Source organism: Campylobacter concisus, assembly GCF_050447445.1.
GTDB lineage: Bacteria > Campylobacterota > Campylobacteria > Campylobacterales > Campylobacteraceae > Campylobacter_A > Campylobacter_A concisus_BI.
This window is the reverse complement of the sequence record NZ_JALMFW010000001.1, coordinates 1,222,915-1,247,794: the sequence shown is the minus strand read 5'-3', so window position 1 is coordinate 1,247,794 and position 24,880 is coordinate 1,222,915. Positions and strand designations below refer to the sequence as shown.

At 32.7% G+C, this 24,880-nt stretch carries 29 protein-coding genes; 1 reads left to right on the top strand and 28 read right to left on the bottom strand.

All coding sequences use genetic code 11. The features are described 5' to 3' along the window. Positions 1–2 precede the first annotated feature (2 nt). From rfaQ to waaC, 4 genes are read right to left on the bottom strand one after another with little or no spacing between them, the layout of a single operon-like run. The gene (gene rfaQ / locus MTT30_RS06415) at positions 3–1,064 is read right to left on the bottom strand and encodes a putative lipopolysaccharide heptosyltransferase III (RefSeq protein ID WP_429801392.1); all 1,062 of its coding nucleotides are present in this window, start codon (positions 1,062–1,064) and stop codon (positions 3–5) included. Beyond that, on the bottom strand, positions 1,061–1,765 hold the full coding sequence (locus MTT30_RS06410) for a glycosyltransferase family 2 protein (protein WP_429801391.1): 705 nt from the start codon (positions 1,763–1,765) through the stop codon (positions 1,061–1,063). The genes rfaQ and MTT30_RS06410 overlap by 4 nt, the downstream gene beginning before the upstream one ends. Further along, positions 1,759–2,652: a lipid A biosynthesis lauroyl acyltransferase gene (locus MTT30_RS06405; RefSeq protein ID WP_429801390.1), complete on the bottom strand. Its 894-nt coding sequence runs from the start codon at positions 2,650–2,652 to the stop codon at positions 1,759–1,761. The genes MTT30_RS06410 and MTT30_RS06405 overlap by 7 nt, the downstream gene beginning before the upstream one ends. Further along, entirely contained in the window at positions 2,645–3,619 is a 975-nt protein-coding gene (gene waaC / locus MTT30_RS06400; protein ID WP_429801389.1) for a lipopolysaccharide heptosyltransferase I, read from the bottom strand. Before waaC ends, MTT30_RS06405 begins: the two co-directional genes overlap by 8 nt. Before the next feature lie 63 nt (positions 3,620–3,682). On the opposite strand from waaC, the gene MTT30_RS06395 reads away from it, so the two are divergent. Continuing rightward, positions 3,683–4,714: a 3'-5' exonuclease gene (locus tag MTT30_RS06395; protein WP_429801388.1), complete on the top strand. Its 1,032-nt coding sequence runs from the start codon at positions 3,683–3,685 to the stop codon at positions 4,712–4,714. A gap of 71 nt (positions 4,715–4,785) precedes the next feature. Here MTT30_RS06395 and MTT30_RS06390 read toward each other — a convergent pair whose 3' ends face one another. From MTT30_RS06390 to mraY, 24 genes are all read right to left on the bottom strand, one after another. Continuing rightward, positions 4,786–5,127 carry a hypothetical protein gene (locus tag MTT30_RS06390; protein ID WP_103648786.1) on the bottom strand — a complete coding sequence of 114 codons (342 nt, stop codon included), beginning with the start codon at positions 5,125–5,127 and terminating at the stop codon, positions 4,786–4,788. 44 nt (positions 5,128–5,171) lie between these two features. Further along, positions 5,172–5,510: a M15 family metallopeptidase gene (locus MTT30_RS06385; protein ID WP_429801387.1), complete on the bottom strand. Its 339-nt coding sequence runs from the start codon at positions 5,508–5,510 to the stop codon at positions 5,172–5,174. A 1-nt stretch (position 5,511) separates the two neighbouring features. Next, on the bottom strand, positions 5,512–5,811 hold the full coding sequence (locus MTT30_RS06380; RefSeq protein WP_085658463.1) for a hypothetical protein: 300 nt from the start codon (positions 5,809–5,811) through the stop codon (positions 5,512–5,514). Next, complete coding sequence (locus MTT30_RS06375) at positions 5,786–6,043, bottom strand: hypothetical protein (RefSeq protein WP_084041368.1); 258 nt, start codon at positions 6,041–6,043, stop codon at positions 5,786–5,788. Before MTT30_RS06375 ends, MTT30_RS06380 begins: the two co-directional genes overlap by 26 nt. Beyond that, positions 6,024–6,410: a hypothetical protein gene (locus tag MTT30_RS06370; RefSeq protein ID WP_429801386.1), complete on the bottom strand. Its 387-nt coding sequence runs from the start codon at positions 6,408–6,410 to the stop codon at positions 6,024–6,026. The genes MTT30_RS06375 and MTT30_RS06370 overlap by 20 nt, the downstream gene beginning before the upstream one ends. Further along, positions 6,410–6,745, bottom strand: a complete 336-nt coding sequence (locus MTT30_RS06365) for a hypothetical protein (RefSeq protein ID WP_085658460.1) — start codon at positions 6,743–6,745, stop codon at positions 6,410–6,412. The genes MTT30_RS06370 and MTT30_RS06365 overlap by 1 nt, the downstream gene beginning before the upstream one ends. A 10-nt stretch (positions 6,746–6,755) precedes the next feature. Continuing rightward, complete coding sequence (locus MTT30_RS06360; protein ID WP_103592696.1) at positions 6,756–7,103, bottom strand: hypothetical protein; 348 nt, start codon at positions 7,101–7,103, stop codon at positions 6,756–6,758. A 645-nt stretch (positions 7,104–7,748) separates the two neighbouring features. Then, entirely contained in the window at positions 7,749–8,108 is a 360-nt protein-coding gene (locus MTT30_RS06355) for a hypothetical protein (RefSeq protein WP_072594639.1), read from the bottom strand. Next, on the bottom strand, positions 8,071–8,880 hold the full coding sequence (locus tag MTT30_RS06350; RefSeq protein WP_429801385.1) for a hypothetical protein: 810 nt from the start codon (positions 8,878–8,880) through the stop codon (positions 8,071–8,073). Before MTT30_RS06350 ends, MTT30_RS06355 begins: the two co-directional genes overlap by 38 nt. Continuing rightward, complete coding sequence (locus MTT30_RS06345; protein WP_072594637.1) at positions 8,880–9,077, bottom strand: hypothetical protein; 198 nt, start codon at positions 9,075–9,077, stop codon at positions 8,880–8,882. The genes MTT30_RS06350 and MTT30_RS06345 overlap by 1 nt, the downstream gene beginning before the upstream one ends. Next, complete coding sequence (locus MTT30_RS06340; protein WP_429801384.1) at positions 9,067–9,831, bottom strand: hypothetical protein; 765 nt, start codon at positions 9,829–9,831, stop codon at positions 9,067–9,069. Before MTT30_RS06340 ends, MTT30_RS06345 begins: the two co-directional genes overlap by 11 nt. Next, positions 9,831–11,027 carry a hypothetical protein gene (locus tag MTT30_RS06335; RefSeq protein WP_429801383.1) on the bottom strand — a complete coding sequence of 399 codons (1,197 nt, stop codon included), beginning with the start codon at positions 11,025–11,027 and terminating at the stop codon, positions 9,831–9,833. Before MTT30_RS06335 ends, MTT30_RS06340 begins: the two co-directional genes overlap by 1 nt. 18 nt (positions 11,028–11,045) lie before the next feature. Continuing rightward, positions 11,046–11,882: a hypothetical protein gene (locus MTT30_RS06330; protein ID WP_429801382.1), complete on the bottom strand. Its 837-nt coding sequence runs from the start codon at positions 11,880–11,882 to the stop codon at positions 11,046–11,048. A gap of 14 nt (positions 11,883–11,896) precedes the next feature. After that, positions 11,897–12,196, bottom strand: a complete 300-nt coding sequence (locus tag MTT30_RS06325; protein WP_072594633.1) for a hypothetical protein — start codon at positions 12,194–12,196, stop codon at positions 11,897–11,899. Further along, entirely contained in the window at positions 12,184–13,614 is a 1,431-nt protein-coding gene (locus tag MTT30_RS06320; RefSeq protein WP_103560110.1) for a hypothetical protein, read from the bottom strand. Before MTT30_RS06320 ends, MTT30_RS06325 begins: the two co-directional genes overlap by 13 nt. 85 nt (positions 13,615–13,699) lie before the next feature. Continuing rightward, positions 13,700–14,155, bottom strand: coding sequence for a hypothetical protein (locus MTT30_RS06315; protein WP_429801381.1), 456 nt, complete (start codon positions 14,153–14,155; stop codon positions 13,700–13,702). Positions 14,156–14,324: 169 nt separating this feature from the next. Beyond that, positions 14,325–15,281 carry an IS110 family transposase gene (locus MTT30_RS06310; RefSeq protein WP_429801380.1) on the bottom strand — a complete coding sequence of 319 codons (957 nt, stop codon included), beginning with the start codon at positions 15,279–15,281 and terminating at the stop codon, positions 14,325–14,327. A 152-nt stretch (positions 15,282–15,433) separates the two neighbouring features. Next, on the bottom strand, positions 15,434–15,688 hold the full coding sequence (locus tag MTT30_RS06305; RefSeq protein ID WP_429801379.1) for a hypothetical protein: 255 nt from the start codon (positions 15,686–15,688) through the stop codon (positions 15,434–15,436). Between the two features lies 1 nt (position 15,689). Beyond that, positions 15,690–17,504: a hypothetical protein gene (locus tag MTT30_RS06300; RefSeq protein WP_429801378.1), complete on the bottom strand. Its 1,815-nt coding sequence runs from the start codon at positions 17,502–17,504 to the stop codon at positions 15,690–15,692. 1 nt (position 17,505) lies between these two features. Continuing rightward, entirely contained in the window at positions 17,506–18,288 is a 783-nt protein-coding gene (locus MTT30_RS06295) for a hypothetical protein (RefSeq protein ID WP_429801377.1), read from the bottom strand. 63 nt (positions 18,289–18,351) lie between these two features. Then, complete coding sequence (locus tag MTT30_RS06290) at positions 18,352–18,909, bottom strand: hypothetical protein (RefSeq protein WP_429801376.1); 558 nt, start codon at positions 18,907–18,909, stop codon at positions 18,352–18,354. After that, the gene (locus tag MTT30_RS06285; protein ID WP_429801375.1) at positions 18,881–22,387 is read right to left on the bottom strand and encodes a glycoside hydrolase family 19 protein; all 3,507 of its coding nucleotides are present in this window, start codon (positions 22,385–22,387) and stop codon (positions 18,881–18,883) included. Before MTT30_RS06285 ends, MTT30_RS06290 begins: the two co-directional genes overlap by 29 nt. A 145-nt stretch (positions 22,388–22,532) precedes the next feature. Further along, positions 22,533–23,750, bottom strand: coding sequence for a UDP-N-acetylmuramoyl-L-alanine--D-glutamate ligase (murD, locus tag MTT30_RS06280; protein WP_429801374.1), 1,218 nt, complete (start codon positions 23,748–23,750; stop codon positions 22,533–22,535). 8 nt (positions 23,751–23,758) lie between these two features. After that, entirely contained in the window at positions 23,759–24,823 is a 1,065-nt protein-coding gene (mraY, locus tag MTT30_RS06275; RefSeq protein ID WP_429801373.1) for a phospho-N-acetylmuramoyl-pentapeptide-transferase, read from the bottom strand. Between the last annotated feature and the right edge of the window lie 57 nt (positions 24,824–24,880).

Below are 24,880 nucleotides of genomic sequence, written 5' to 3'. Positions count from 1 at the left end.
ATCTATCCTAAAATTTCTTTTATTTTGGCTTTTATTTTTGGCATTTCGTCGCTAAAATCCATCAATGTCTTTTCTATGCCATGCTTTGCTATGCCCTCTTTATCGCAAGGCACAAAGTCCCAATCTTTTTGATAGACGATATGCTTGCCCATGCTTTGTATGCCATTTTGCGCTGTGTAGCCATTTTCCATAAGTGAGTTATCCCAAGGCCCCCACTCAAAAGCATTACTTGGACCAAAAAAGGCTATGACTGGTACATCATTTGCAGCGGCAATGTGCATGATGGCGGTATCAACACCGATAAAAAGGCTTGAATGCTTTGATAGGGCGATCGTTTGTTTCAAATTTAGCTTACCGCCTAAATTTATAGGCTCACTTTTGCAAATTTTTAGCACGCTTGCTAGCTTTTCAAGTTCATTTTCTTTATCATCGCTTGTTAGCACGACCTTTACACCAAGCTCATTTTCGCAGTAGTCGATGAGCTCTGCCATGCTCTCATCATTTGCGCATTTAAACATCCAGCGGCTTGTAAGATGCATATGTACAAAGCGTTTTGGCAAATTTAGATGCTCCACACTCTCGTCCGAAAATACGCTCACCTTTTTGCTAACCGGTTCAAATCCCAAAGCCCTTAAAGCGTTTAGATTATGATCGATCGTATGTGAAAAATTTTCATAGTATTTTGCCTTGACGTTTAGAAGTTTATTTATTGATTGATTTTTGCCAAGAAAGCCTACTATTTTTTTGATCTTTGCGTATTTTGAGATGATGATACCACGATCTCCCGTGGTTGTTTGTACGGCCATATCGTATTTTTCTTTTTTGATGGCTTTTATAAATTTTATCTCAGTAATTAGTTTTTTAAAAAAGCCAGAATTTGCACTTTGTCTATCGTAAATGTGAATTTTACTTATATAAGGATTGCCTTCTATCATCGCTTCTGTGCCTTTGTTTAGGGCAAAGTCGATGGTTGCGTCTGGGTAGTAGTGGTGCAAATTTTCAATGAGCGGCGTGGTTAAAAGTACGTCGCCGATATTTCTAAATTTAATTACAAGTATTTTCATTTTATATATTTCCAAAATGTGTACTGGGCGTAAAGCCTGGCTATAACGTAGCCAGTAAAGCCCTCTTTAAAGCCACCTTTTAGCACGTAAAGCTTAAAAAATGTCCATGCTGGGCTTGTTAGAGCTTTAAATAAATTCCTTTTTGCCCCCATGCTTGAGTAGCGATTTTGCTTAGTGATAAACTGCTCTATACTCTCGTATGCGTAGTGCAAAAAGTGATTTTTAAGCACTCCAAGCTTTTGCGAGCCGTCATTTAAAATGACCTTTTCATGCACCGCTCTGCCATCAAATTTGGCAAAATTTTTATTAAAAAGCCTCACTGTGTAGTCTGGATAAAGGCCCATATTTTTTATCGCTTTGCCAAAGAAAAAATTTAGTCTAGCTACATTGTATGCCATAAATTTAGGCTCTTTTAGCGTACTAATGATCTCATTTCTAAGCTCATTTGTGATCACTTCATCGCTATCAAGCACAAAGACCCACTCATTTTTGGCTAGATCCACGCCCTTTTGCTTTTGCGTGCCAAATCCCAGCCAAGCTTGCTCGTGAAATTTCACGTTGCTAAAGCCATCACAAATTTGCCTTGTGCTATCTTTTGAGCCGCTATCTACAACGATGACCTCATCAGCAAATTTAGCGCTTTCTAGCACCTCTTTTAGGTACTTTTCGCTATTGTAAGTTAGGATGACAACGCTTAGCATTTATACTCTTTTTCGTAAAATCTCTTAAACCTTTGGTGAAACCAAAAGTACTCCTCAGGTCTTGCTCTAACCATCTCTTCGCACGCACTGCATTGCATTTGCGTTGCTTTTTGCACAGCATCTTCTTTGTCAAACGTGCTTATGTCTATTGGCTGCTCAAAGCAAATTTCATTTAAATTTTCACCTTTTTGGTAGATAAATGCATTTATGATAAGGGCATTTGTCTTTTGCGCTAGCACGCTTGCTGCTGGCGTGTGAAGCACATCTTTGCCAAAAAACTGCACCTTTATGCCATCTTTTGGTGCGGTGTTTTGATCAACTAAAATTCCTACTATTCGCCTAGCTTTTAACGCTTTTAAGATATCTTTTGCACCGCCATCTTTGTCTATTAGCTCCACATCAAACTGCGATCTGTTGGCTCTTAAAATTTTATCCATGACGCTGCTATCAAGCCTTCTGCCAAGCGCCGAAGAGGCCCCAAAGCGAGCCGCGACAGCTAGGCCAAATATCTCCCACTGCCCAAAATGCGCAGTTGTAACTATGATGGGCCTGCCAGACTTCATCGCGTCAAGTAAAAAGTGCTCATTTTTAAAAACAACTTGCTCTAGTATCTTTTGCTTTGTCGTGTTTTGATTGAGGATGAAATTTATACCAAGGTATTTTGCAAAGTTGTAGTAGCATTTTTTGGCGATTTCTAGCTTCTCTTCTTTAGTTTTTGTCTCGCCAAATGCAAGGTCTAAATTTGTCATCACGACATGAAAACGCTTTTTTTTAAGCTTCATAAACGCAAATGCCAAAAATTTAGCAAGCAGGTTTTGAAGGGAGCTTGGCAATATAAATATAAGAAATTTTAATGTGTAAAAGCCAGCTAGATATAGCCTATCCATTTAGCAGCCTTTTTGCAAAATTTGCAACCGTTTCAGGGTAAATTTCTCTTATGCAAAAGTCGTTTTTATCGATACTTCTAGCATCTATTTGCTTGCCCATATCTATAACTAAATTTTTATCCGTGATGTAAGCATTTCTGTGGCTTGGTCGGTTGCCAAAAAGCGTGATAGAAGGCCTATTTACAGCCCATGCAAGGTGCGTTAAGCCGCTATCGTTGCCAATTACCAAATCGCAGCTAGCGATGTAATCTATCATGTCTTTTATGCTTAGTTTTTCAAGTAGCTTTGCCTTGGTGCCTGAGATGATCGCCTCAGCTCTTGCTTTTTCGCTGTCGTTGCCGTAGCAAAGATAAATTTCGCATCCATCAAGCAGTCTGATCACATCTTTAAATTTGTCATAAATTTTACTCTCTTTACTTGCAAATGCAGTGATTAAAACACGCTTTTTACCACTTTCATTTTTAAAATTTCCAACTATTTCAAAGCATGGCAATTTTTCTAAAATTTCACTTCTATCAAAGCTAAAATTTAGAGCAAATCCTGCAAGGCTTAGATTTCTAACTATTATGTTTTCGTTGTAGTCAATTTTAAATTTATGCTTGTAAAGTCTAGCAGCTATTTTCTCTTTGACGCTCTCTTTGCTAAAGCCGTAAATTTCTTTGCCAAGTAGTTTTGCGACGACGGCTGATTTTAAAAGTCCCTGCATATCAATCACTTTGTCAAATTTACCAAGTGTTTTTATGATCTTGTAGCTCTTTTTAAAGCTCTCTTTAAGTGGTAAAACGACTAGCTCGTCGATTAGTGGATGATCTTTTAAAAGGCTTGCAAAACGGGCATCAACGAGCCATGTGACATGGGCATTTGGATGGTGCTTTTTGATAAACTGAAGCACTATAGCCGCATGGACAATGTCACCAAGTGCTGATAGCTTTACAATGGCTATTTTTAGTTGATTTTTGTTTTGCATTGATCACTTTAGATATAAATTTTTGGTATGATTTTAAGAAAAAATGCTTAAAAAAGGGCTAAAATGGCAAAAAGCTACATCTGTGTCTTTGACTGCGAGACTATACCTGATGCAAATTTGATAAGAAAAATTTACGGCATTGACGGGAGCGACGAAGATGTGAGTATCCAGGCGATGGCTTTACAAAAAGAGGCTAGTGGAAGTGAGTTTTTACCTGTGATGTTTCATAGGGTCGTGGCGATCTCGGCTGTGATGGCTGATGAATACGGCAAATTTTTAAAAGTTAGCACGATGGAGGGCAGGGACGAGCGCGAGATCATCGCTAAATTTTTGAAATTTATAAATGACTACAACCCAAGGCTCATTAGCTTTAATGGCCGTGGCTTTGACCTGCCTATGCTAATGGTGCGTGCGATGCGATATAACCTAAATGCAGCGGCATATTACGAAAGCGAAAACAAAGAGCTAAATAAAAACAAATGGGAAAATTATAGAGCCAGATATTCGCCTAAATTTCACCTTGACCTGCTTGATTTTATAAGCGATTTTGGAAGCGTGCGTGGACTAAAGCTTGATACGCTTTGTGCTAGCTTAAATTTACCAGGCAAGTATGACGTGCACGGCGATCAGGTGCTTGAGCTATACTACGCTGGCGAGCTTGATAAGATCAATGAATACTGCGAAAGTGACGTGCTTAACACCTACTGGCTCTTTTTAAAATTTGAACTTTTACAGGCAAATATCTTACAAGATGACTATATAAATCACCTAAACGTGATGAGTGAATTTCTAGCCAAAAACTGCGCTCACAGAGGATACACTGAGGTCTTTTGCGCTGCGATAAGCGACGAGCTAGCTAGACTTGATGGCAAGCTTGATTACGAGATAAAGATCCAAAAAGAAGACGATGAAGAATTTGACGATTTTAGCGATCTTGATGGTGTGAAAGATACACCAGAGCAGCTAAATGAGCGTTTGGCAAGACAAGGACTTGATGGGCTTTTAAAAAAAGCTAGCGAGGTTGCGTCAGCTACAAAAAAAGATAAGAGTTTTGACGAAGAGAAACTACCTGAAATAAATTTGGACGAAGAATAGAAAATCTATGCTTTTAGGCTGTAAAATATCTTTTGCTATTCTATGGAATTAATATCCTGATCCGCGGAATATCACGGGTATTCAAATCCAAATTCATACTCTTTTAAAACTCCATTAGAAAAGATGAATTTCTCGTAGTAGAGTGGCATGTCAAATTCTTGCAAGAGGTTGCTCTCGTTTTGCTCAGTGATGTAGGTGACGATAGAGGTGGCATTTTCTTCTTGTAGATCGTTTGGCTTGCCTAGCTTCTTTAAAATTTGGTCTTGTTTGTCACCAAGTTTGATGCCAGAATTTGTAGTAAAATCTTTTATTTTGCTGGAATTTATATAATCTTTAGTCAAATTTTTATCAAAAAATTTGACATTTATCCTTTGGACCTCACCGCTACCACCACAACAAAAATCGAGCGTCATTATCTGTGTTCTTGATAAGATTTTAAGATAGAAGTCAAGAGATTTTAGCAATTTCTTTCAAAATGGGGAATATCAATAAAGCTTTTAAAATTACCGCCCCAACGATTAGAACTATTTAGGCTCTCCCAGTAATTACCAATATTTTGTAATTCTTCTTTAGTTTGCAGCCATTTACCATTTCGAAAAATATGTAAATCAATAGCACAGCGTTTTAAATGATTTGAATTCATAGTTTTACTCTTGCCACTATTATAATAAATTTCTTGCTGAGTTTGTGTCCTTTCTAATTCGCCACCCCTTATAGAGTATCCGTTAGAATGAAGATAATTTAAAAGTTTTTCAACATCTTTCATAAAAGCTTCTTGATGCTCGCCAAGTGTCATGTTAATCCTTTTCTATCCTTTTATCTAAGGCTTTATCAATTTTTGAATATATCCAATCAGTGCCACGCCAAGTCACAAAACCAGCAAGAGCAACCGAAACTCTAATATTGTTTAGAAAGAAAAAAAATATTTCATAACTGATCCAACATAAAAACATAGAACTTAAAAAACTAAGCAAATAAGATAAAATTTTATATTTGATTTTAGAAAAATCTTTAGTTTCAAGATTTAAAATCGACGCTATAAACCCAACAAAAAGAACTAAAATTAAATAATTATCGTCCTTGTTTAAATTGTCCATTTACACAGCCTTTTAATAAATCTTCTATTCGTATGCAGTAAATAATTAAATCTTTTAAACTTTCTGGATTTAATGGATCAAAAATAGGCTTATCTGGAATTGTTACATTACATTCTATAGGCATATAAGCTTCTTTAATAGCACCTTGTGAAGATTTTGCAGAGCAACCAACAAACAAAACAAGATAAGACAGCAAGAAAAAGAAAAATAGTTTATTTGGAATAATTGCCATTGCTAAACTCTAAAAGTAAAGTATCGTAAAATTTTAGCTTACTTAAGCAGTCGTCCGTTTTGGGTGTTTCGATCATGCTAAAACGTTTTTGTAATTTTTGATTTAAAATATTATTTTCTTTAGATATTTTTTCGCTATCTATTTTTAATTGCTTAATTTTTAAATTTTGATTATCAATAATTAAAAAAGCGTTTTCAGTATTTTGTTTTTCGATTGCTAAATTAGTTTTTAATGTAATGGTTTCAGTGGTAAGATCTTTAATATCATCTTTCAAAATAGAAATATAAAGCGATAAAGCAAGGTATATAAAAGCATGGATTAACAGCCCCCTATTAAATAGGGAGCTTAAATTTAACATTGAAAACACTATTTTACTTTTCTAGCACTAATAACGTAAATTTCATCAAACTTAACGCCATTAAATTTTTTACCAGCTAAAGCGGTTTTGATCTGGTCTTCATCGATACTAGGCTTAGTATAAAAGCTAAAAGTAGTTTTATTGCCAGCCGTATTTTTACCAGTAATAGTATATTCAATAACGCTTGCTTCGCTTGAATTACCTTGCTCATTAGCACGAGAAAGTATTACGTAAGTTCCTTCAAGAGCATTATCACAAAATGCTTTAGCTTCAGTACCACCGCACGGCAAAGCAAAGCCATAAGTTCTATTATTTATTGTATTTTTAACTAAACATTTAGACATCTCTTACTCCTTAAAGTCTATCAAATTTCAAAGTTACATAATCGCATTTAACAGCAGTATCATAATTTGCATCTAATTTGCCAGTGAAATCAGAAAGAAAATTTTGAAACATATAACTTTGTTTAACGTGCGGGATAGTTACCATAGTAGAAATTCTACCAGTCGCAGTCTTAGCACCAACGATCACATTTTTACGATTAAGTGGATCAGGTGTTGAAGCTAAAGCAGTGCCACCATCGCCAAAGACTGAATAACTTTCAACTTTGCCAGCTAAAAGCGGAAGTAAAGCATCTTCATCACTACCACTAGAAAAAGTAAGACTTTTTGCATAAAGTCCGTCTATTGATTGTCTTAACATTTTTTTATCCTTTCTTTTGTCATTCGACTTTTTTAAATTTGCTTGTTTTTGTTAAAACGTTTTAAACAAAGCAAATTTTAGAAAAAAAAATAAAAAGTTGTTTCATAGCGTTAAAAAATGCTGGAAATACGATATTAAAAAGAAATAAGCGAAACTTATAAAAATAAAGACAATGAAATAGGACGCTTCAGCAACGCTCAAAAGCTTCGCTTTTTCGTCCGCGAGTTTTGGCAACGTGCGTGGCTAGGGCAAAAACAAAGCGAAGATAAAAAGCAAAATAACATAACGCAGAAACCACGCACGCAACTTGCCAAAGAAAAACAAATAAGGAAGAAAAAATAAAGAAAAATAGACTTTAAGGAAAAAGGGGAGAATACGGCACACACCGCAGAGCGGTGGTAGTGCCGTATTATGGAAAGGGGACAAGGACGAAAAAAGGACTAAAGCAACTTACGCAAGATTTCACTAGGCAATTCAGGACGTAAAAAAAGAGAACTAAATTCAATAAACCAAACTAAAACAGCAATAACAATTAACCAGCCAACAATCCACCAGAAAAAATCAGAAAATGAATTAAACTTAGGGAACATAAAAACTCACCATAAAATAAAATAATGCAGATTATAAATACAAATTATTGAATTTTTACTTATCCATAAAAAGGGAACAAGAAACACCCTTTACAGCAAGTCCGCCTACTTCTAAATGTGTTTTAATTAAAGCAGATATTTCAGCCTCGTTTTTAGTCTTTTTTACATTATGAATTAAGATTTGCTTGCACATACGATTTTTATTAGATACAAAAGCTTTAAATTGCTTATTGTAATTGAAGTCATCAGACGGAAAATTAGTTTTTTGAGTTTCAAACTCGACTTTATAAATATACTTAATTTCAGCAGTAGAAACAGCATCTAAAAAAGCAATTAGATCGGAAACACTTTTAGCTTCAAGCGTTGAAGTGATAACCCTATTGCCTTGCTGTTGTGTAATTTTGTAGATAGGCATAATACTCCTTTTTTGAAAATCGATAAACTGATAAATAGCGATGTTGTAAATTAAAGTTAGTTACATCGCTATAAAATTGAGAATAAAAAGAAGAGAGAGAATTTTCAAATATATTAATAAAATCAGAAAATTCATAAACAAAAGATTTATTAACAAAACTAGAAAAAATAGAAAAAAGATTAAAAGCTTCAGTATGAATACCAGCATAGTCACAATCCAAAAGACCAAGACGAAGATCACTTCTAAAAAAGGGGCTAGAAGATGAATAACAAGAAAAAGCAGAAAAGGAAAGACGGCTGGTATATTTTGCATAATTAAAAGATGCAGGAATACAAAAATAAAAGTAATCAGATCGATCACTAAAAGAAAAGAATAAATTACTATCAAAATAAGAAGAAATTTCAGAAGAGCTGGGCAAATCCGTAATATTAATCTTACCAGATGGAGTTAAAAAATCAGTGCCTACCCTATATTCATAATCGGCAGCATCATCGCTATTATAATGCATGTGTAAAGGTACATTAGCCTTTTTAATACTAGAATTAGTATAAGCAGAAAAATAAAAACCAAGACCAAAAAGAGAAGAAATACGCTTATCACGGATACAACTATTACCAAAAAAACCGCAATCAAAAAGCGCATCTTTCTTATCATATTTTTCATCAATACTAGCATTTAAATTTTCAGTGCCAGCACGAAAAAATAATATTCTCTCAATATAAAAAGTAAAGTCTTTTTTCTTATTACAACAACCACACAGCAAAGAAACCATTATTCTTTACCTACAAGATCACGACAAAGAATTTTTAAAAGACGATTTGTTTCATCCAAAGATGCTAAACCGCTTTTATCATCTTTTTTATCTTTTAAATTGTCAGTTAATATTTTTTCAATACGAGCAAGACAAGCACCAATACTATCAAACTTTTTCATTTCTTCTTCAAAAGCTTTCTCACAATCAAGAGCCATGCTTTTTATCCTTTCCATTAAAATAGCCTAGTCCATTCATCATAGTAATAAACATTTCACTAAGACCAAGAATATTGCCAGCATCATCAGTAACAAACATAAAATCAGCAACGTGATTTAAAGCGTCAATATCAATCTTATCACTTCCAGTTATACGTCTAAGAATTTCTTTATCTTGCGGAGTAAAGCGAGAGCTAAAAAGCTTAAAAAGTAGGGTTTGATTTATATTATCAACCTTTGCTTTTGCATAGTTAAATTCTTGATTTTTAGTTTCTAAAATATGCTGACGTTGATTAATAATAGTATTGACATTTTGGAGTGCTGAACTATTAGAATTATTAGCGTTAATTACTTGATTACCACATTCAACCAACACTTTAGCAACACCAACACGATCAGAAAAATTACCAGTTAAAAAACCAAGCATCCTATTAAGTTTAGTGCCTTTTATATTACCAAGCTTACTTTTAGCGTATTTACCTAAAGGAGATAGTAAAGCTACAACACCAGCATAAACAACACTCATAATCTTATCAACTACTTTTTCTTGTAGCTGAATATATTTGACTAAAGCAGCGCTAAACATAATAGTAATACCGCTATTTATTGCATCTTTTAAAATGCCGTCATCCATACCACTTTTTTTAAGCCTACTTAAAACTTCATCATAAGCAACACTATAAGTTAGGTCTTCAAACATTTCGTGGATACCAAGTTTTAAAATTCTTCCAGCTTCAGAACGTTTATCAGCCATTATTTTAAATCCTTAAGTAAAGTTTTACTAGGTAATTCAGTATCAAACAGATCTTTAAAATTTGGGATAGGAATATCAAATAAATTTAAAGCATCGCTATCTAATTCAAAACTATTTTCATCAGTTAAGACACGAGCCTGAACAGCTTGACGAGATAAAGCAATATCGCGTGGCGAAGCGTTAACAATAGTATTGCCGTCGAGATCCTTTACAGCAATCGAAGTCTTATCAAAATCAGCTTTTTCTTTATAAATTTCAAGCGTTTTAGTTGAATTATCACTAAGTATTTTTTGATTATCGACATAAGAACTAGGTAAAGTAATCTCAACTGGCTTATTAATAGCCAAAGAAGCGTTTAAATTATTATCGACAGCAACACTGGCTTTAAGCTTAACACCAGCCAAACCATCTTTCATAGCTTGCGAATACTCTTTTGAATTAATAACAAGCTTTTCTAAATTTTGATTATATACTTTTTGATTTTCGCCAATAGTTGAGATATATTTAGAAATTTCACTATTAATTTTTTCTTGAGATTTTAACACTTCTTTAAAATCTACACCAGTAGAAACAGCGGAATTAGTGCCAGTATTTGACGAAGCATTATCATATATACGATCGCCAGTATAAGGATTATAAAGCGTTTTAGTAGTAGGATCAACCCAATATCCAGTTTTTCTATCAAATGTAACACGCCCTTGAATTTCTGGAGATTGATTATATAAATTGTCTTTTTTAACGCTAGCTTGTTTATCAAAAGCGTTATTTTTCACAGCTCCTAAAACAGCTAAATTTAAAGACATAAGCTTTAATATATGATTTTGCTGATCTAAAACACCAAGTAAAGTTAAGGGAACACTACTAGGCTTATCGTTATCAGATGGCTTAGGTAAATTATCTTCTTTAGGCTTTTCTTTTTCTTTTTGTGCGTCTATTGCTTTAGCTTCACGTTGTTTAGCATAATATTCACTAAGTTCTTTTATATTTTTATCAACATCGACACTTTCTTTTTTATCAAAAAAACTATTATAAACATTTTTTAATCCCCAAATACCAAGAGCAGTTATATCAGTAACAGGATTATCTTTTAAATCAAAATTAGCACCAGCACCAATAGCACCAGCAACCCCACCAGCTTTTAAAGCACTATTAACTTGACTAACTTTACTAATAGCTTGAGTAATACCAGAATACATTATTTAAAATCCCTCTCTTTATAAATAAATAGGTGGCTCACTACTTTCGGATTTAGCTTGCTTTTCAACGGCTTCATTACGTAATCTTAAGAATAAACTAAATAAATCTTCTTCGCCAGAATATTCAAAAATTTGTTTAACAACATCAGATAGATCAAGAGAATTAACGGCAGAACTCTTAAAAACATAAGCATATAAAGCAATAACATACTTATAAAATGTTTTATCAAACTTAAATGGTCTAACTAATCCAGCTGGAACAAAAATTCGGCGAACACTAAAAACACCAAGTTTTACTAATTCATAATCAAGACAAAAAACATCATAAAAAAGGATAAATTTATTAAGACCAAGTTGCAATAAAGAGCAACCTAAAACATAAAAAGGCAAGCTAAAATCTTTAATTTGAACGATTTGACCTTTAGAAAAAGCTCCTAAAGTAATATCACTTTGTATAGTTGAAAATGGTAAATCAAGAAGAGCAGAAGAAAAAATATTAGCTAGATTAAAATCAGAAGAGAGAAGTTTATGCCCCTTTGGTATATCTTTCTTTTCAATTTCAACGTAAAGACCAGAGATAGCAAAACGTATATCAGAAACATCTAAAGGATTTAAAATACAATCGCAAATAAAAAATTCATCATCGCCACCATAAACCAAAAAATCAAACAATTTAACGAAAATTTGATTAGAATAAATATCTTTAAGATATATCGGATCATTAGCATTACAACGATGAATGGTTTTAATATCATCTAAAGAATAATTGCAAGGCTGATACTGACTAAGACTATTTATTAAAGAACCGCTATCACTTAAAGAGAAAGCACCTAAATTTTTAATAATATTTAACATTTTATAACCCTTTTTTAAAATAAATCTAATCTAGGCTGTTTAACAGCAAAAATATATTTACGACCATTTCGCAAGGAATAACCTTTGCTATCTAATAGCTTTTTCAAATTTGTTTGAATAAAAAGAATATTTAATTCATCAAGAGCCGAGTAAAAAGCCTTTCTACTACCAATAACAATATCAGCCCAAATAAAACCAAGCTTTTTGGCGTAAAGCCTTTTAACGATAGGACATTTAATATCAATACAAATAACATCCTTGCCACTATCTAATAATTCACACACCAAAAGACCATAAGCGTTTAATTTTTGCATTGAAACCCCTTTAAAGCATTCGTTATAGGATGGATATAATCATCATTTCTTATTTTGCTAATGGCAACAAAAAAATCATTTAAAGAAGCGTTAAAAACATCAAAAAGGGGATTATCTATATCTAAATTTTGATTTTTTATAGTTTTTTCATTTTTCAAAAAATTGCCTGCAAGCTTTGATAAGCCGTATTCGTGAAGAGTTAAGCCATCATTTTCAAGATCTTTAAGCGTTTCAGTAAAAACATATAAAAAATTCTCACCGCTAACACCCAAATTAGTATAAACAGCACTTACAAAGGCTTTTAAAGCCATTTTTGCTTTTTTAATATCCTTTGACTGAATAAGATCGTGCATAGTAAGAGCTTTAAATTTATCATCGCCCCAAGGCAAGAGCATATCCCAAAATTTAAGCCTATTATCATCAAAATCGCATCTTTGATAAATTTTTCTTGCACTATCACTTTGAATAGTGCCAGCAGTTAAACGATTAATTTCATCATCAGTTAGATCATACCATTTACAAATACTAAGCCCTTGCGACCAAAAAGCCCCCAAATGATTAAAAATATAAGCAATTTCATCACTTTCATTAATAGGGATTAATCTTTTTATTGCAGATCGCCCAAACTCCGCTTCATGTCTAAATACAAACATATCAACAGCGGGGTTAAAGCCGTTTATTTCCCATTTTGTAAAAATTAGAGTTGAAATATTTTTGCTTTGAACTTGTTTTATTTTGTCATAAACCCTAAACATATGCGGATTTTTTCCGAAGCTTACACCTTCGAAGCGAGTAAAACGCATAAAATTATTAACATTAATTTCAGTTATATCATTAAAAACTGGCGAATTTTCATCAATTATTAAATCATCGTCATCTTTTTTATATTGATCTGAATAGTTAGAAACCCTTTTTAAACTTCTAAATTGTAAAAAATCTTGTGGAGTATATTTTATGCCAGTTACATCAGTTGCAAGGTCGAGCCTTAAAACACTTATTTTAAAATGCTCTTTAAATATATCACTTAAAAATTTATTTACAAGCTCATAGGCTCTAACGTGTCCATATTTAAGTAAAAATATGCTTCTAAATTGAATTTTTAAATGATATAGCCCTTTTGGCTTAAATTTAGTATCTGAAATGGTGCAAAATATATCATCGTTTGAAAAATATCCAAAATATTGACCTAAGCCTTTACTTGATACTTTAAAATTTCCGTAATCAAAGCCTAAATCATCCAAAATATACTTTTCGCCAAATGTGCGTAAATTTTGTGCTTGTTGTTTTAGCGTAGCGATCTTGCGAATAAAGCTTGAAAAAGTTGTATTAAAAAATTTTTCATCAATACAATTTACGCCGATAACTAAAGTATCGATGCCTTGATGAAGTATTTTAAATCTATCGTCTTTATATATCATTTTTTAAACCTTTAACAAAACCCAGCTTGTCCCGCCTAACCTTGCTGATAGTCTAGGCACGGGGCTAAGGTTTAGCCCCTATTTTTCAAGCATTCGAGCCATTTTTAAGTGCTTCCATTTTTAGCATCGCCGTGACAAAACTATCAATCGCAGGCACAAATTTATTAAAGACAATAACTGGGGTCGAGTTATAAGCATCTTTATAAAGCCTATATTCGATCTTACCGCTAGCAATATATACTTCATCTTCTTTTAAATCGAGATATTGCTCTTGTGTTATTCTCGTAGAATGCTCTCCGCCACTATTAAGAGCGACAAAAGTTATCATATAACTATCATCCCACTTTTCAAACTCTCCAAGCTCGTTTATAATGGGATTGTTATCTTTATCTAGCTTTTGCTTACCATCGATCTTTTTAGTCTTTGTGATTTTAATCTTTTGCTCGAAATAATCTAAATTTTGGTTGAGAGATCGATAAATTTCTCTATAAAGATTTTCGCTTGTGCTGTCCATTAATGGAGCTGTTGCATTTTTTGCCATTTTTAATCCTTTGTAGTAATGTTTTCAATTTTGAATATATTGTTGATCGCACGAGATAGCGACGACTTAGAAACCTTAGAATTATTAATAATGTCCTTTCTTGTTAATGTTTTTTGTTTTTGTAAAACTTTGCAAACAGCTTTTAAAATTTCGATATAAGCTGGACGCATTAAAAAGCCTTTGCTTGAACGTTAAAGGGAAATAAGCTTTTTAAATAGCGAACTATCGCACACATAACAGCAACGACAGCAACCATTTTCTTTTTACCATTAGCTAGCAAACGCTCATAGCGTGTTTTAAATTTAGCGTTAAAACGAATTGCACATAATGCAGTCATAAAAAGAATACGCCTTATATTAGAATTACCCATTTTATTTATCTTCTGGCTTTTATGAACGCTTGAGCCACTTTGAAAAATTCTAGGACTAAGACCAATAAAGCTTATAAATTGTTTTTCAGATTTATCCCTATTAAAGTGTAATTGTGGAAATAAATTTAAAGCGAGATCAATGCCGAAGCCTTTATTTTCTTTAATGATCTCTTCTGTTTCTGGAATAGCTTTTTTAACAAGATCAAAAGCTAGTTTTTGAAGCATAGCTTGAAGTTTTGCAATCTCTTTTATAAGATTTGCGATAACGTCATCAATTACTTTATTATTTAAAGTTTTTTGAGAGCTTTTAAAATTTTTAAGTTGAGTATTTATTTTTTGGAGCAAATTTAAGGCTGAATTGTAACTTTTTATCTCTAAATACTCGGTATTATATTTATCAGGTGCAATCTCACTTTTAAAAGTCCTAGCATAAACAGCCAAGCCATAACTATCGCTTGTATCAGTTTTTATAGTGCTAAGATGCTTTAAAAATAAAGATGATTTATAGGGGTTTGTAACACAATATCTAATACCTAAATCAGATAAAGCCCTTTGAAGTGCCAAATGATAGTTTGAAGTTGCTTCAAAAACAACTAAAATTTCATCATTTTTAAAACTATTAAAATAAACTTTGATAAGCTCATAGTTATTAGGCAATGTTTCAAATTTAGCTTTCTCACTCGTGATAGAAGTTAAAAAACAAACGTCGATTTTATCTTTAGAAACATCAACACCACAAAAAAACGCTTTTTTCATTTTTTGATACTCCTGAATAAAATTTAGGTTATGTTTCTTTCTTGTATTCAGTGTCAAGCACTAAGATTTTTAATCGAAACATTAACCCATAAGCCCTAAATCTTAAGAACAGTGTAAAACACTTTTTTATGAAGCAGGGGCTTATGGAAATTTTATAAAATCAAAAGAGAAAAACGAAACAAGACAAGGTAAATTCTCTTTGATTTTATGGAAGTATCATACAAATTTATGAAGCTTGCCTTTTCGCCATCTAAGAAATATTTAATTTTTTTAGATGATAAATTACTTGTAGGTAAAATTTTACCTACTTTGATTTTGTCTATGCTTGTTGTGTGCGGCAAATTTTCACTGGCTGTTAAATTTAGAAAACCTAAAATTAGAGATAGTATTAAAAAATGTCGTATCATGTTATTCCTTTACTATAATTTTTTTTGGAGGCTTAGAGTTATTTGGATTATTTTTTATATTAATAGTAGCATGAATACTCTTTTTGTGTTTTAATAAATTTTTCATAATTTCTTCAAACTCCAAAAGCTCTTTTTGGGTGCCAGTAACTCCAATACAACCAAGTGTTCCTTTGTTGTTACCATCTGGATGAATTCTTAGAAGTGATCTTTCAGTTTTAAATTGTGGATTTAGGTTAAAACTAAAACCTACTCCATGAATATTCATACCAGGATTATAATCTTTGTCTTTTCTTCTGTTTCTATATGTATCAACTGTATATTCTCCATTTTGTGGAGCACCGCTTCCAAATCCACCAGCTACCATTGTAATGGACAGTATAATGTCATCATTTTCTTTTAAATATAAAAGTCCATTTCCCATTTTACTATTTTCCATTGTTCCCTCGATTAATATGTTGTATATCTTATTATTGACATCAACCCCAACCCCCTCATCTCCATCTTCCCACATACCTTTATTTACTCTAGTTAAACTCTTTGATTCATTAAAAGAGTTAATAAATTTATCCATATTCTCTTTATTTAATAAATTTATACCAAGCTTATCATCTTTATCTTCATTAGACTGATTATTAGAGCTCTCTTCTTTTGCATAAATTTGATATCTCTTATTTGTATTCTCATCACTTTTTAGCTCTTTGCTTAGCTTGTCGTCTTCATAGATATTTATCTCATTTGATGAGATATTTTTATTTATATATAAGTAATTATCATTTTTTATTAAAGCATCGTCTTTATTATCACTAAGCTTTAATTTAGCATCAAAGCTCTTCTCTTTTATAGCATGCTCAAACTCATATATAACTAGCTTATCATCTTTAAATTTAATATATAAAGGTATCTTTATATCTATTCTTATATGATTTTTGCCATATCTTGTATAAAACTTAAATTTATCCTTATCACCTTCAAGATATGCGAAAAATACTATAGTATGACTACCTTGCTTTAGCTTATCTAGATCATCTTTTTGTATAACATCTGAAATTTTAAATGTTATCTCTTTGCCCTTTTGATCTTTTAAGCCTACTACATCTTTTGGATTTGATTTGGATAGCTCATCATACTCTTTACTTTTTATTACCTTATAACCCCAAAGTATCTCTTTATATCTCTTACTACCTTTTTCTTGTTTATATATAGCTTTTAAGCATATTGGCTCATTTGTCTTAAATGGATACTCACTATCAGAGATTACATTTGTTATATGATCTGCTATATCTCTTAACGAGACCTTATTGCTATAGCAAAAGTTAGAGTTACTCTTATCTTGATATCCTAAAGATATTACAGCTGTATCAGTGTGAGCATGAATATCTTTAGTGCTATAAACTTTACTTAGATCACTTGAATAAAGTATAAATTTAGTATCTCCTTTATTCTCTTTATCTATTGGGATATTAAATGTAGCTGTATATGAGTTTTTGATATCTGAGTCTTCATTTTTTACTAAAGATATACTCTCATATATACTTTTATCAAAGCAGTGATGAAGATATATCTTATCTATATCTTCACTTACCTTGCCATCTTCGTTTTCAATGATGAGATTATTTATTGTAAGAGTAAGACCTGAACTTGATGCTGATGTAGGTACTATATTGTTGCCATGAGCTAGACGAAGCTTTATATCAAACATAGCTGAGTCTTTATCATCTCTTAGGGTAAAGTTATTCTCTTTGGCGAAATTTAATAAAGAGAAATTTAGGTGTTTGTTGTTAGACGAGGGGAGTTTGAAGTGATGAGAAGTAGGCACACTACTCCTCTTTTCTATTCTCTGGTAAAACTAAATGACCATTTTTGTCTATTAGGGAGTATTGCACGAGCACAATATATAATAGGTCATCTATCTGTGGATAATCGGCACCATAGTGGTAAATTTTGTACTTTTGCAAAAATTCGTTATTTATTTCAGCTCTTTTTGCATCTCTTGGTGCGCTACTATTTTCTATTGGTACATACTTTAAGGTGTCTTCAAAAACCTCCTTAAATTTCTCATAATCTTTGCCATAAATTCTTTTAAAAAGCTCTTTATCATTTTCATAAAGTATTAAAGCTAGCTTGGCAGTATACTCTCTATAGAAATTCTTTACACAATAGATACTTTCAGATACAAAAAATGCTGACCTTGTGATAAAGCTATAGTCATACTCTTTTTTTGAGTATCTAATGCACTCTTTTTTACTATCTTTTATCCTTTCTCTAGCTATCTTATGAGCTTTATCTTTTAGCTTGGGATTTTCTTTTATGATTAGATTATAAAGATCGCTAAAATAGTTATCTCTAAAAGAATTATAGTCTGACTGGCATATAAAGTCTTCCAAAGAATATTTTTTAAATTTATATTTGCCTTTGGAGTCATAGCAAGCAAAGCTTGGTTTGCTCTTTGTGCCGTAATCCCTCCAAGGGCTTGAATCATAATCATTTAGTTGGTAAAAATCATTACTAAATTTATTGATAGCATTTTCAGGGCTTAAAGGCTCAAAAGTGCTTAAATTTAAACTAGCAATCAGGGCTAGCAATATAATTTTAAATTTCATCACAATATTCTACTTATTTAAATATATTTACTTTTAAAAAGCGTTACTCAAATTACCTAATTACTACTTATTTTTATAAAAGTTTTTTCTCATGTCATTAAGAATTTTTGAAGTGATTTGATTTATATAAAGTCTATTCTTTTTACCATGATCTGCGTAGTAATTTTCTACTTTATTAATTTTTTCATCGTTTGCAGTTTCATCTATATATCCAAATTTCCAAGTGTACTCATACAAATAAAATTCCGAGGCTAAATTTTTAAAAAGTATATAAAAATCTACTATGTTTCCGTCTCTGTCTTGAGTTCCGCCTTTAAACTCAACTATATCGCCATTAGCTGTAACGCTCCACATAGACATATCGTTATAACAGAAACGCCATTTTTTTATCTTGTCTTTGTAAATAATGGCGCACTCTTTTATGTCTATTGCACGACCTAGATTGTCGTCGTTATAATCACGTAAAATCTTTACAGAATAGCTATCGCTGCCTATTTTAAAATAATAGTTAGATGCGTCTTTGTATTTAAAATTTGGTATTTCATCTTTTCCCATACCATTGCAAGCCAGCAATAATATTAATAAAAATGCACTATTTAAAAATTTGAAAAATTTCAGCATTTCTAATCCTTGTGTAATTTTCTTTTCTATCTCTTTTGCTTTGGTTGTCGGTCCCCCTATTAATAACATAAGTTATTTTATCTACTACATTTTCATTATTTGAGTCATTTTTACTCTCATCTGCTATTTTATGCAGATTATTAGAAAGCCAAAACCATGCAGCACTCATTATCGCGTACTTTCCATATCCGGCTACTAAAGTTGGATTTTCTACTATATTATCTTCAGTATTAAAATTTTTATTAATATAGTTATTGAAATTTGAGTAGCCGCTTCTCCCAGTTAAATGAAAAAAGCCCCTGCCTATGAAATTCCAACCATCATCTCCGCCTTGATTGCCATTTTTATCGCTATAAACATAGTTAGCTATGGCTTTAGGTCTATCCTCTTCTTCAATAGCAATAAGTTCGTCCGCTTTATTTGGATTTTCTTTAAATTTGCTTCTAAAAACAGTTCTGAGTCTATCTGCGTTTTTATATAATATATTCTCGCTTAGTTGAAGTTTATTTCCTCCAACCTCTTTATAAGCTTGTCCAAAAAAATGCTCTAATCTATGTCTGGTATCAAGCTTATATTTTACATACATCTGTACTCCGTCCGTGTCTCTTCTGTTTAGCTCATCTACCATCTCTTGTAAGATATATTCTTGATCTTTTTTTATATCGGTAAATACCCGTTTTAACATACTTAGCGTAAAAGGATAGTCTTTTATATCTATTAAAACCCCAACCCCCTCATCTCCATCTTCCCACATACCTTTATTTACTCTAGTTAAACTCTTTGATTCATTAAAAGAGTTAATAAATTTATCCATATTCTCTTTATTTAATAAATTTATACCAAGCTTATCATCTTTATCTTCATTAGACTGATTATTAGAGCTCTCTTCTTTTGCATAAATTTGATATCTCTTATTTGTATTCTCATCACTTTTTAGCTCTTTGCTTAGCTTGTCGTCTTCATAGATATTTATCTCATTTGATGAGATATTTTTATTTATATATAAGTAATTATCATTTTTTATTAAAGCATCGTCTTTATTATCACTAAGCTTTAATTTAGCATCAAAGCTCTTCTCTTTTATAGCATGCTCAAACTCATATATAACTAGCTTATCATCTTTAAATTTAATATATAAAGGTATCTTTATATCTATTCTTATATGATTTTTGCCATATCTTGTATAAAACTTAAATTTATCCTTATCACCTTCAAGATATGCGAAAAATACTATAGTATGACTACCTTGCTTTAGCTTATCTAGATCATCTTTTTGTATAACATCTGAAATTTTAAATGTTATCTCTTTGCCCTTTTGATCTTTTAAGCCTACTACATCTTTTGGATTTGATTTGGATAGCTCATCATACTCTTTACTTTTTATTACCTTATAACCCCAAAGTATCTCTTTATATCTCTTACTACCTTTTTCTTGTTTATATATAGCTTTTAAGCATATTGGCTCATTTGTCTTAAATGGATACTCACTATCAGAGATTACATTTGTTATATGATCTGCTATATCTCTTAACGAGACCTTATTGCTATAGCAAAAGTTAGAGTTACTCTTATCTTGATATCCTAAAGATATTACAGCTGTATCAGTGTGAGCATGAATATCTTTAGTGCTATAAACTTTACTTAGATCACTTGAATAAAGTATAAATTTAGTATCTCCTTTATTCTCTTTATCTATTGGGATATTAAATGTAGCTGTATATGAGTTTTTGATATCTGAGTCTTCATTTTTTACTAAAGATATACTCTCATATATACTTTTATCAAAGCAGTGATGAAGATATATCTTATCTATATCTTCACTTACCTTGCCATCTTCGTTTTCAATGATGAGATTATTTATTGTAAGAGTAAGACCTGAACTTGATGCTGATGTAGGTACTATATTGTTGCCATGAGCTAGACGAAGCTTTATATCAAACATAGCTGAGTCTTTATCATCTCTTAGGGTAAAGTTATTCTCTTTGGCGAAATTTAATAAAGAGAAATTTAGGTGTTTGTTGTTAGACGTTTGGTCTTCAAAGTACTTCATACTTATAGCGTCATCTTCTAGTTTATACTCTATATCATCACTATTTTGCTTTATGCTAGTAAAGGTAGCACCATTTATCTTATCTTCTTCATTTTTGTTTTCTTGATAGAGTATTACCGTATCTTTGCTCTTTGTATTTTTAAATTTTATCTCTTCATTTTTACTATCTTCATAAGAGTCAAATTTAAAGTCAGTAAGTATTAGCTCACATAAATTTACCTTGCCATAGTTTGGCCTACTAGAATTTAGCTCTTTTGGATTTAGCTCACTGCAATCAAATGGAGTCTGACTAGCTAGCACAACGGTAAATTCGCTCTTTTTAGGTTGAAAGACTCTAATGGGAGTTGTCATCTTCCTTGGACATAGTAAGAGTATATTTTCTTGTTTGTAAAATTCCTCCTCTCTTTGCCTTAAGAGCTTATTTATTCTTGAAGTGTTTGAAGCATTTGAGCTGATTAAATTTACGCAGTATATGTTTTCAAGGCTAAAGGTCTTTGTACTTTGAGTGCTTAATAAAGAATTTATCTTTGTAACAAATGGCTGAAATAAAGCCTCACATTTTGATGCATCTGATGCATTTAAATTTGACTCATTTTCTTGAAGCTTCATAAATTCTAAATGAGTGACGTTTTGGATGATCTCTTTATTGTTTTGATTTTTTGATTTATATTTTGCTTTGGATATATTTAAATGGCTAAAAACATCTATGCACTCGGCAAAATTAACATTTTGTTCATCGCTTTCATAAAGCCCAAGCTGATTTGAAATTTTTTCTCGCAAAAGAGATATTTTATTGCTTGCCTCATCACTAAAGCTCTCATATGCTAGCCAAAACCAGGCCTTAAAACGATTTTTGCTTTTGATATGGCTTGCTAGGGATGGATCAATATTACTTTTCTTGCTGATATAAAGAAGTGCTAAAAGCGCGATATGCTCTCTTGAAATTTGACCATTTTGCGTATCGGAAGTAAGTGAAACGGCTTGTAAATTTTTAAGCGGAGAGTTGTTTAATTTTTGATTTATCTCTTGGATTAGCGGCGTAAGCTTTTGCTCCAAGATGGCATTTAGCTGATCTTCCGAGCTAAATTCAAACTCAGGCAAAGTATCGGCACCTCCAGACTTTGCATAAGCCCCTTTTGCGGCATCATTTATCTTTTTAAAAAGTTCATCTGTATCTATCTTTTCTATGGTAGTCGTACTCGTGGTGTTAGTGATAGTTCGCTTGATATCTTTTATGACTTTATCTTTGTTATTTTTATAAATTTGAGTACAAATAAGTTCTATATCATCTTTTATACTAAAGCCATATCCAATGAGTAGTTTGTTGTTAGATATAAATGGCCTACTTATGTCATTGTCATATGAAAATTTTATGATATCTATTAAATTTCTTTTAAAATTTACATCATTTCTGGGCGTTAGAGGCATTAAACTTCCTTGGAAATTTTTGCTAAATATTAGCACAAACTTAAAAAGTATTCAACAATAAAACTTTATAGTAAAAATTTGTGTCAAAAACATAAATTTACATGTTTTTATTTTTGACAAGGCTACTTAAAAGGGCTTGTAAATTTTAAAGCGCCTTTATAAACTCTTTAAATTTATCGCCTCGCTCGGCATAGCTCTTAAACTGATCAAGGCTCGCAGCTGCCGGGCTTAGAAGCGCTATCTCGCTGGTCTTTAGCTCTTTATTTATCTCATTTACGGCATTTTGTAAAAAATCGCATTTTAAAGCCGGTATGCCAAATTTAGTCGCTAATTTCATAAGTTTGTCACTATTTGAGCCAATGGCGTAAATTTTTACTCTTAAACTCTTTAAGCCTTCAAAAAGTGGCGTCATATCAACACCCTTATCATCGCCACCAAGTATTAGATATATGAAATGATCTTTGTAGCGTTTTACGGCTTGTATGCTCGCATCTATGTTAGTCGCTTTTGTGTCATTGACCCAGATTCTGCCATTTTTATCGCTAAATTCTTCAAGCTTGTTTGCCTCGATGACGAAGGTATTTAAAAGTGCGACATCGCAGCGGTCAAATAAAATTTTCTCCACTGCAAGTGCTAGCAGTGCATCAAGCAAAAATGGCGTTTTGAAATTTATATCATCTACGCTTACGCCACAAAATTTAGCCAGATCGCTCTCGTCTTTGTAAGCGATCACTTTTGCCTTTGTTGGTGTGTTGGCGTAAATTTCAGGCACGATCGCCACGCTACTTTCGCTCATGCTAGCAAGCGGCTTTAGCTTAGCCTTTTCGTATTCGCTCATATCGCCATGCCAGCTTAGATGATCTGGAGTGATCGGCAAAAGCACGTAAATGCCTGGTGTAGCGTGATTTGTGTAGTGAAGTGTAAATGAGCTAGTCTCAAGTATCCAAATTTTAGCGTGCGGATCTAAATTTGCTAGTGCGATACCAACATTACCGCCCATTACCGAGCCCTTGCTCTCTAGTAGGTGCTGCGTCATCTTTGTGGTCGTAGTCTTACCGTTTGTGCCACTTATCCAGATATTAAATGGCAGATTTTCTTTATAAATTTCATAAAAATAGTCATACTCGCTAACTAAATTCTTAGCTTTTTTAATAAGCTCATGATAAGGCGGAATGCCTGGGCTTGGTATCTCTAGGCTGCTTTTTGCTGGATCAAATTCACTAACTGGCAAAAGAGCATTGCCAAACTCATCTTTTGAAATTTCACTAAATTTATCATCATAGATATCCCAAAGACCGTCTTTTGTGAAATTTTTAGCGATAGCCTTTATCGTACCACCGTAGCCAAATAGCGATTTTCTCATGGCTTTCCTTATCTGATCTTTAGCGCAGTTAATGCGATTAGATTTGCTAAAAGCGCGATGATCCAGAAGCGAACGATGATCTTATTTTCCGCCCAGCCTTTTATCTCAAAATGATGATGTATAGGCGCCATAAGAAAAATTCTGCGTTTAAAAATTTTAAAGCTGCCTACCTGCAGAATGACGCTTAGGGTTTCAACGACAAAGATGAGGCCAATGATGATGAGTAAGATTTCATTTTTGGTCGCAACGCCCATAAAACCGATATATGCTCCAACGCTTAAGCTACCGCTATCGCCCATAAAGACTTCGGCTGGATGGCAGTTAAACCATAAAAAGCCCATCAATGAGCCAATTAGGGCTGAAGAGACAACAACGCTTTCACCAACGCCTATGATCTTTGGCAAGAGTAAATATGAGCTAAAGACAGCGTGTCCGCAGATATAAGCAAAAACGCCAAGTGTCAGAAGCGAAAATATAGATGGCACAGTAGCTAGCCCGTCAAGCCCGTCTGTTAAATTTACTGAATTTGAAGCAGCGACTATGACCAGTGTCCAAAAGAAAATGGCAAAAATTTTTAAATCTAAAATAGGTTGCTTAAAAAAAGGTAGATAAAACTCGGTGCTAAGCTCGTGGCTTGCATATAAAAAAACAGAAATTACAAAGGCTATTAAAAACTGAAAAAAGAGCTTTGCTTTTGGGCTTAGGCCGGCGTGATTTTTTGCTCCTAAAATTTTACTATAATCGTCCTTGTAGCCAAGCAGTGTAAAGCAAACTAGGCAAAAGAGAGATATTAAGACAAATGCGTTATCAAGCCTTGCGCAAATTACCGTGGAAAGTACGGCTGTGAAGACAAAGACAAGTCCGCCCATAGTCGGCGTTTTGGCCTTTTTTTGGTGAGTTTGTGGGGCAAGCTCGTAGATAGGCTGGGCGGCGTTTTTTGCCTTTGCCCAAGTGATAAATTTGGGCATCAAATAAGTTGTGAGTGCAAAAGCGATGAAAAAAGCGATACCAGCACGGACGGTGATGTATTGAAAGATATTAAAATTTAAAATTTCATAGATATAGTAAAACATGATAGCCTTTATTTTTAAAAAAAGCAATTTTAGTATAATGGCCTTAAAAATTATCTA

Coding starts and splice junctions, on each gene's coding strand:
- rfaQ (WP_429801392.1), bottom strand. CDS start 1,064: ATGAAAATACTTGTAATTAAATTTAGAAATATCGGCGACGTACTTTTA.
- MTT30_RS06410 (WP_429801391.1), bottom strand. CDS start 1,765: ATGCTAAGCGTTGTCATCCTAACTTACAATAGCGAAAAGTACCTAAAA.
- MTT30_RS06405 (WP_429801390.1), bottom strand. CDS start 2,652: ATGGATAGGCTATATCTAGCTGGCTTTTACACATTAAAATTTCTTATA.
- waaC (WP_429801389.1), bottom strand. CDS start 3,619: ATGCAAAACAAAAATCAACTAAAAATAGCCATTGTAAAGCTATCAGCA.
- MTT30_RS06395 (WP_429801388.1), top strand. CDS start 3,683: ATGGCAAAAAGCTACATCTGTGTCTTTGACTGCGAGACTATACCTGAT.
- MTT30_RS06390 (WP_103648786.1), bottom strand. CDS start 5,127: ATGACGCTCGATTTTTGTTGTGGTGGTAGCGGTGAGGTCCAAAGGATA.
- MTT30_RS06385 (WP_429801387.1), bottom strand. CDS start 5,510: ATGACACTTGGCGAGCATCAAGAAGCTTTTATGAAAGATGTTGAAAAA.
- MTT30_RS06380 (WP_085658463.1), bottom strand. CDS start 5,811: ATGGACAATTTAAACAAGGACGATAATTATTTAATTTTAGTTCTTTTT.
- MTT30_RS06375 (WP_084041368.1), bottom strand. CDS start 6,043: ATGGCAATTATTCCAAATAAACTATTTTTCTTTTTCTTGCTGTCTTAT.
- MTT30_RS06365 (WP_085658460.1), bottom strand. CDS start 6,745: ATGTCTAAATGTTTAGTTAAAAATACAATAAATAATAGAACTTATGGC.
- MTT30_RS06360 (WP_103592696.1), bottom strand. CDS start 7,103: ATGTTAAGACAATCAATAGACGGACTTTATGCAAAAAGTCTTACTTTT.
- MTT30_RS06355 (WP_072594639.1), bottom strand. CDS start 8,108: ATGCCTATCTACAAAATTACACAACAGCAAGGCAATAGGGTTATCACT.
- MTT30_RS06350 (WP_429801385.1), bottom strand. CDS start 8,880: ATGGTTTCTTTGCTGTGTGGTTGTTGTAATAAGAAAAAAGACTTTACT.
- MTT30_RS06345 (WP_072594637.1), bottom strand. CDS start 9,077: ATGGCTCTTGATTGTGAGAAAGCTTTTGAAGAAGAAATGAAAAAGTTT.
- MTT30_RS06340 (WP_429801384.1), bottom strand. CDS start 9,831: ATGGCTGATAAACGTTCTGAAGCTGGAAGAATTTTAAAACTTGGTATC.
- MTT30_RS06335 (WP_429801383.1), bottom strand. CDS start 11,027: ATGTATTCTGGTATTACTCAAGCTATTAGTAAAGTTAGTCAAGTTAAT.
- MTT30_RS06330 (WP_429801382.1), bottom strand. CDS start 11,882: ATGTTAAATATTATTAAAAATTTAGGTGCTTTCTCTTTAAGTGATAGC.
- MTT30_RS06325 (WP_072594633.1), bottom strand. CDS start 12,196: ATGCAAAAATTAAACGCTTATGGTCTTTTGGTGTGTGAATTATTAGAT.
- MTT30_RS06320 (WP_103560110.1), bottom strand. CDS start 13,614: ATGATATATAAAGACGATAGATTTAAAATACTTCATCAAGGCATCGAT.
- MTT30_RS06315 (WP_429801381.1), bottom strand. CDS start 14,155: ATGGCAAAAAATGCAACAGCTCCATTAATGGACAGCACAAGCGAAAAT.
- MTT30_RS06310 (WP_429801380.1), bottom strand. CDS start 15,281: ATGAAAAAAGCGTTTTTTTGTGGTGTTGATGTTTCTAAAGATAAAATC.
- MTT30_RS06305 (WP_429801379.1), bottom strand. CDS start 15,688: ATGATACGACATTTTTTAATACTATCTCTAATTTTAGGTTTTCTAAAT.
- MTT30_RS06295 (WP_429801377.1), bottom strand. CDS start 18,288: ATGAAATTTAAAATTATATTGCTAGCCCTGATTGCTAGTTTAAATTTA.
- MTT30_RS06290 (WP_429801376.1), bottom strand. CDS start 18,909: ATGCTGAAATTTTTCAAATTTTTAAATAGTGCATTTTTATTAATATTA.
- MTT30_RS06285 (WP_429801375.1), bottom strand. CDS start 22,387: ATGCCTCTAACGCCCAGAAATGATGTAAATTTTAAAAGAAATTTAATA.
- murD (WP_429801374.1), bottom strand. CDS start 23,750: ATGAGAAAATCGCTATTTGGCTACGGTGGTACGATAAAGGCTATCGCT.
- mraY (WP_429801373.1), bottom strand. CDS start 24,823: ATGTTTTACTATATCTATGAAATTTTAAATTTTAATATCTTTCAATAC.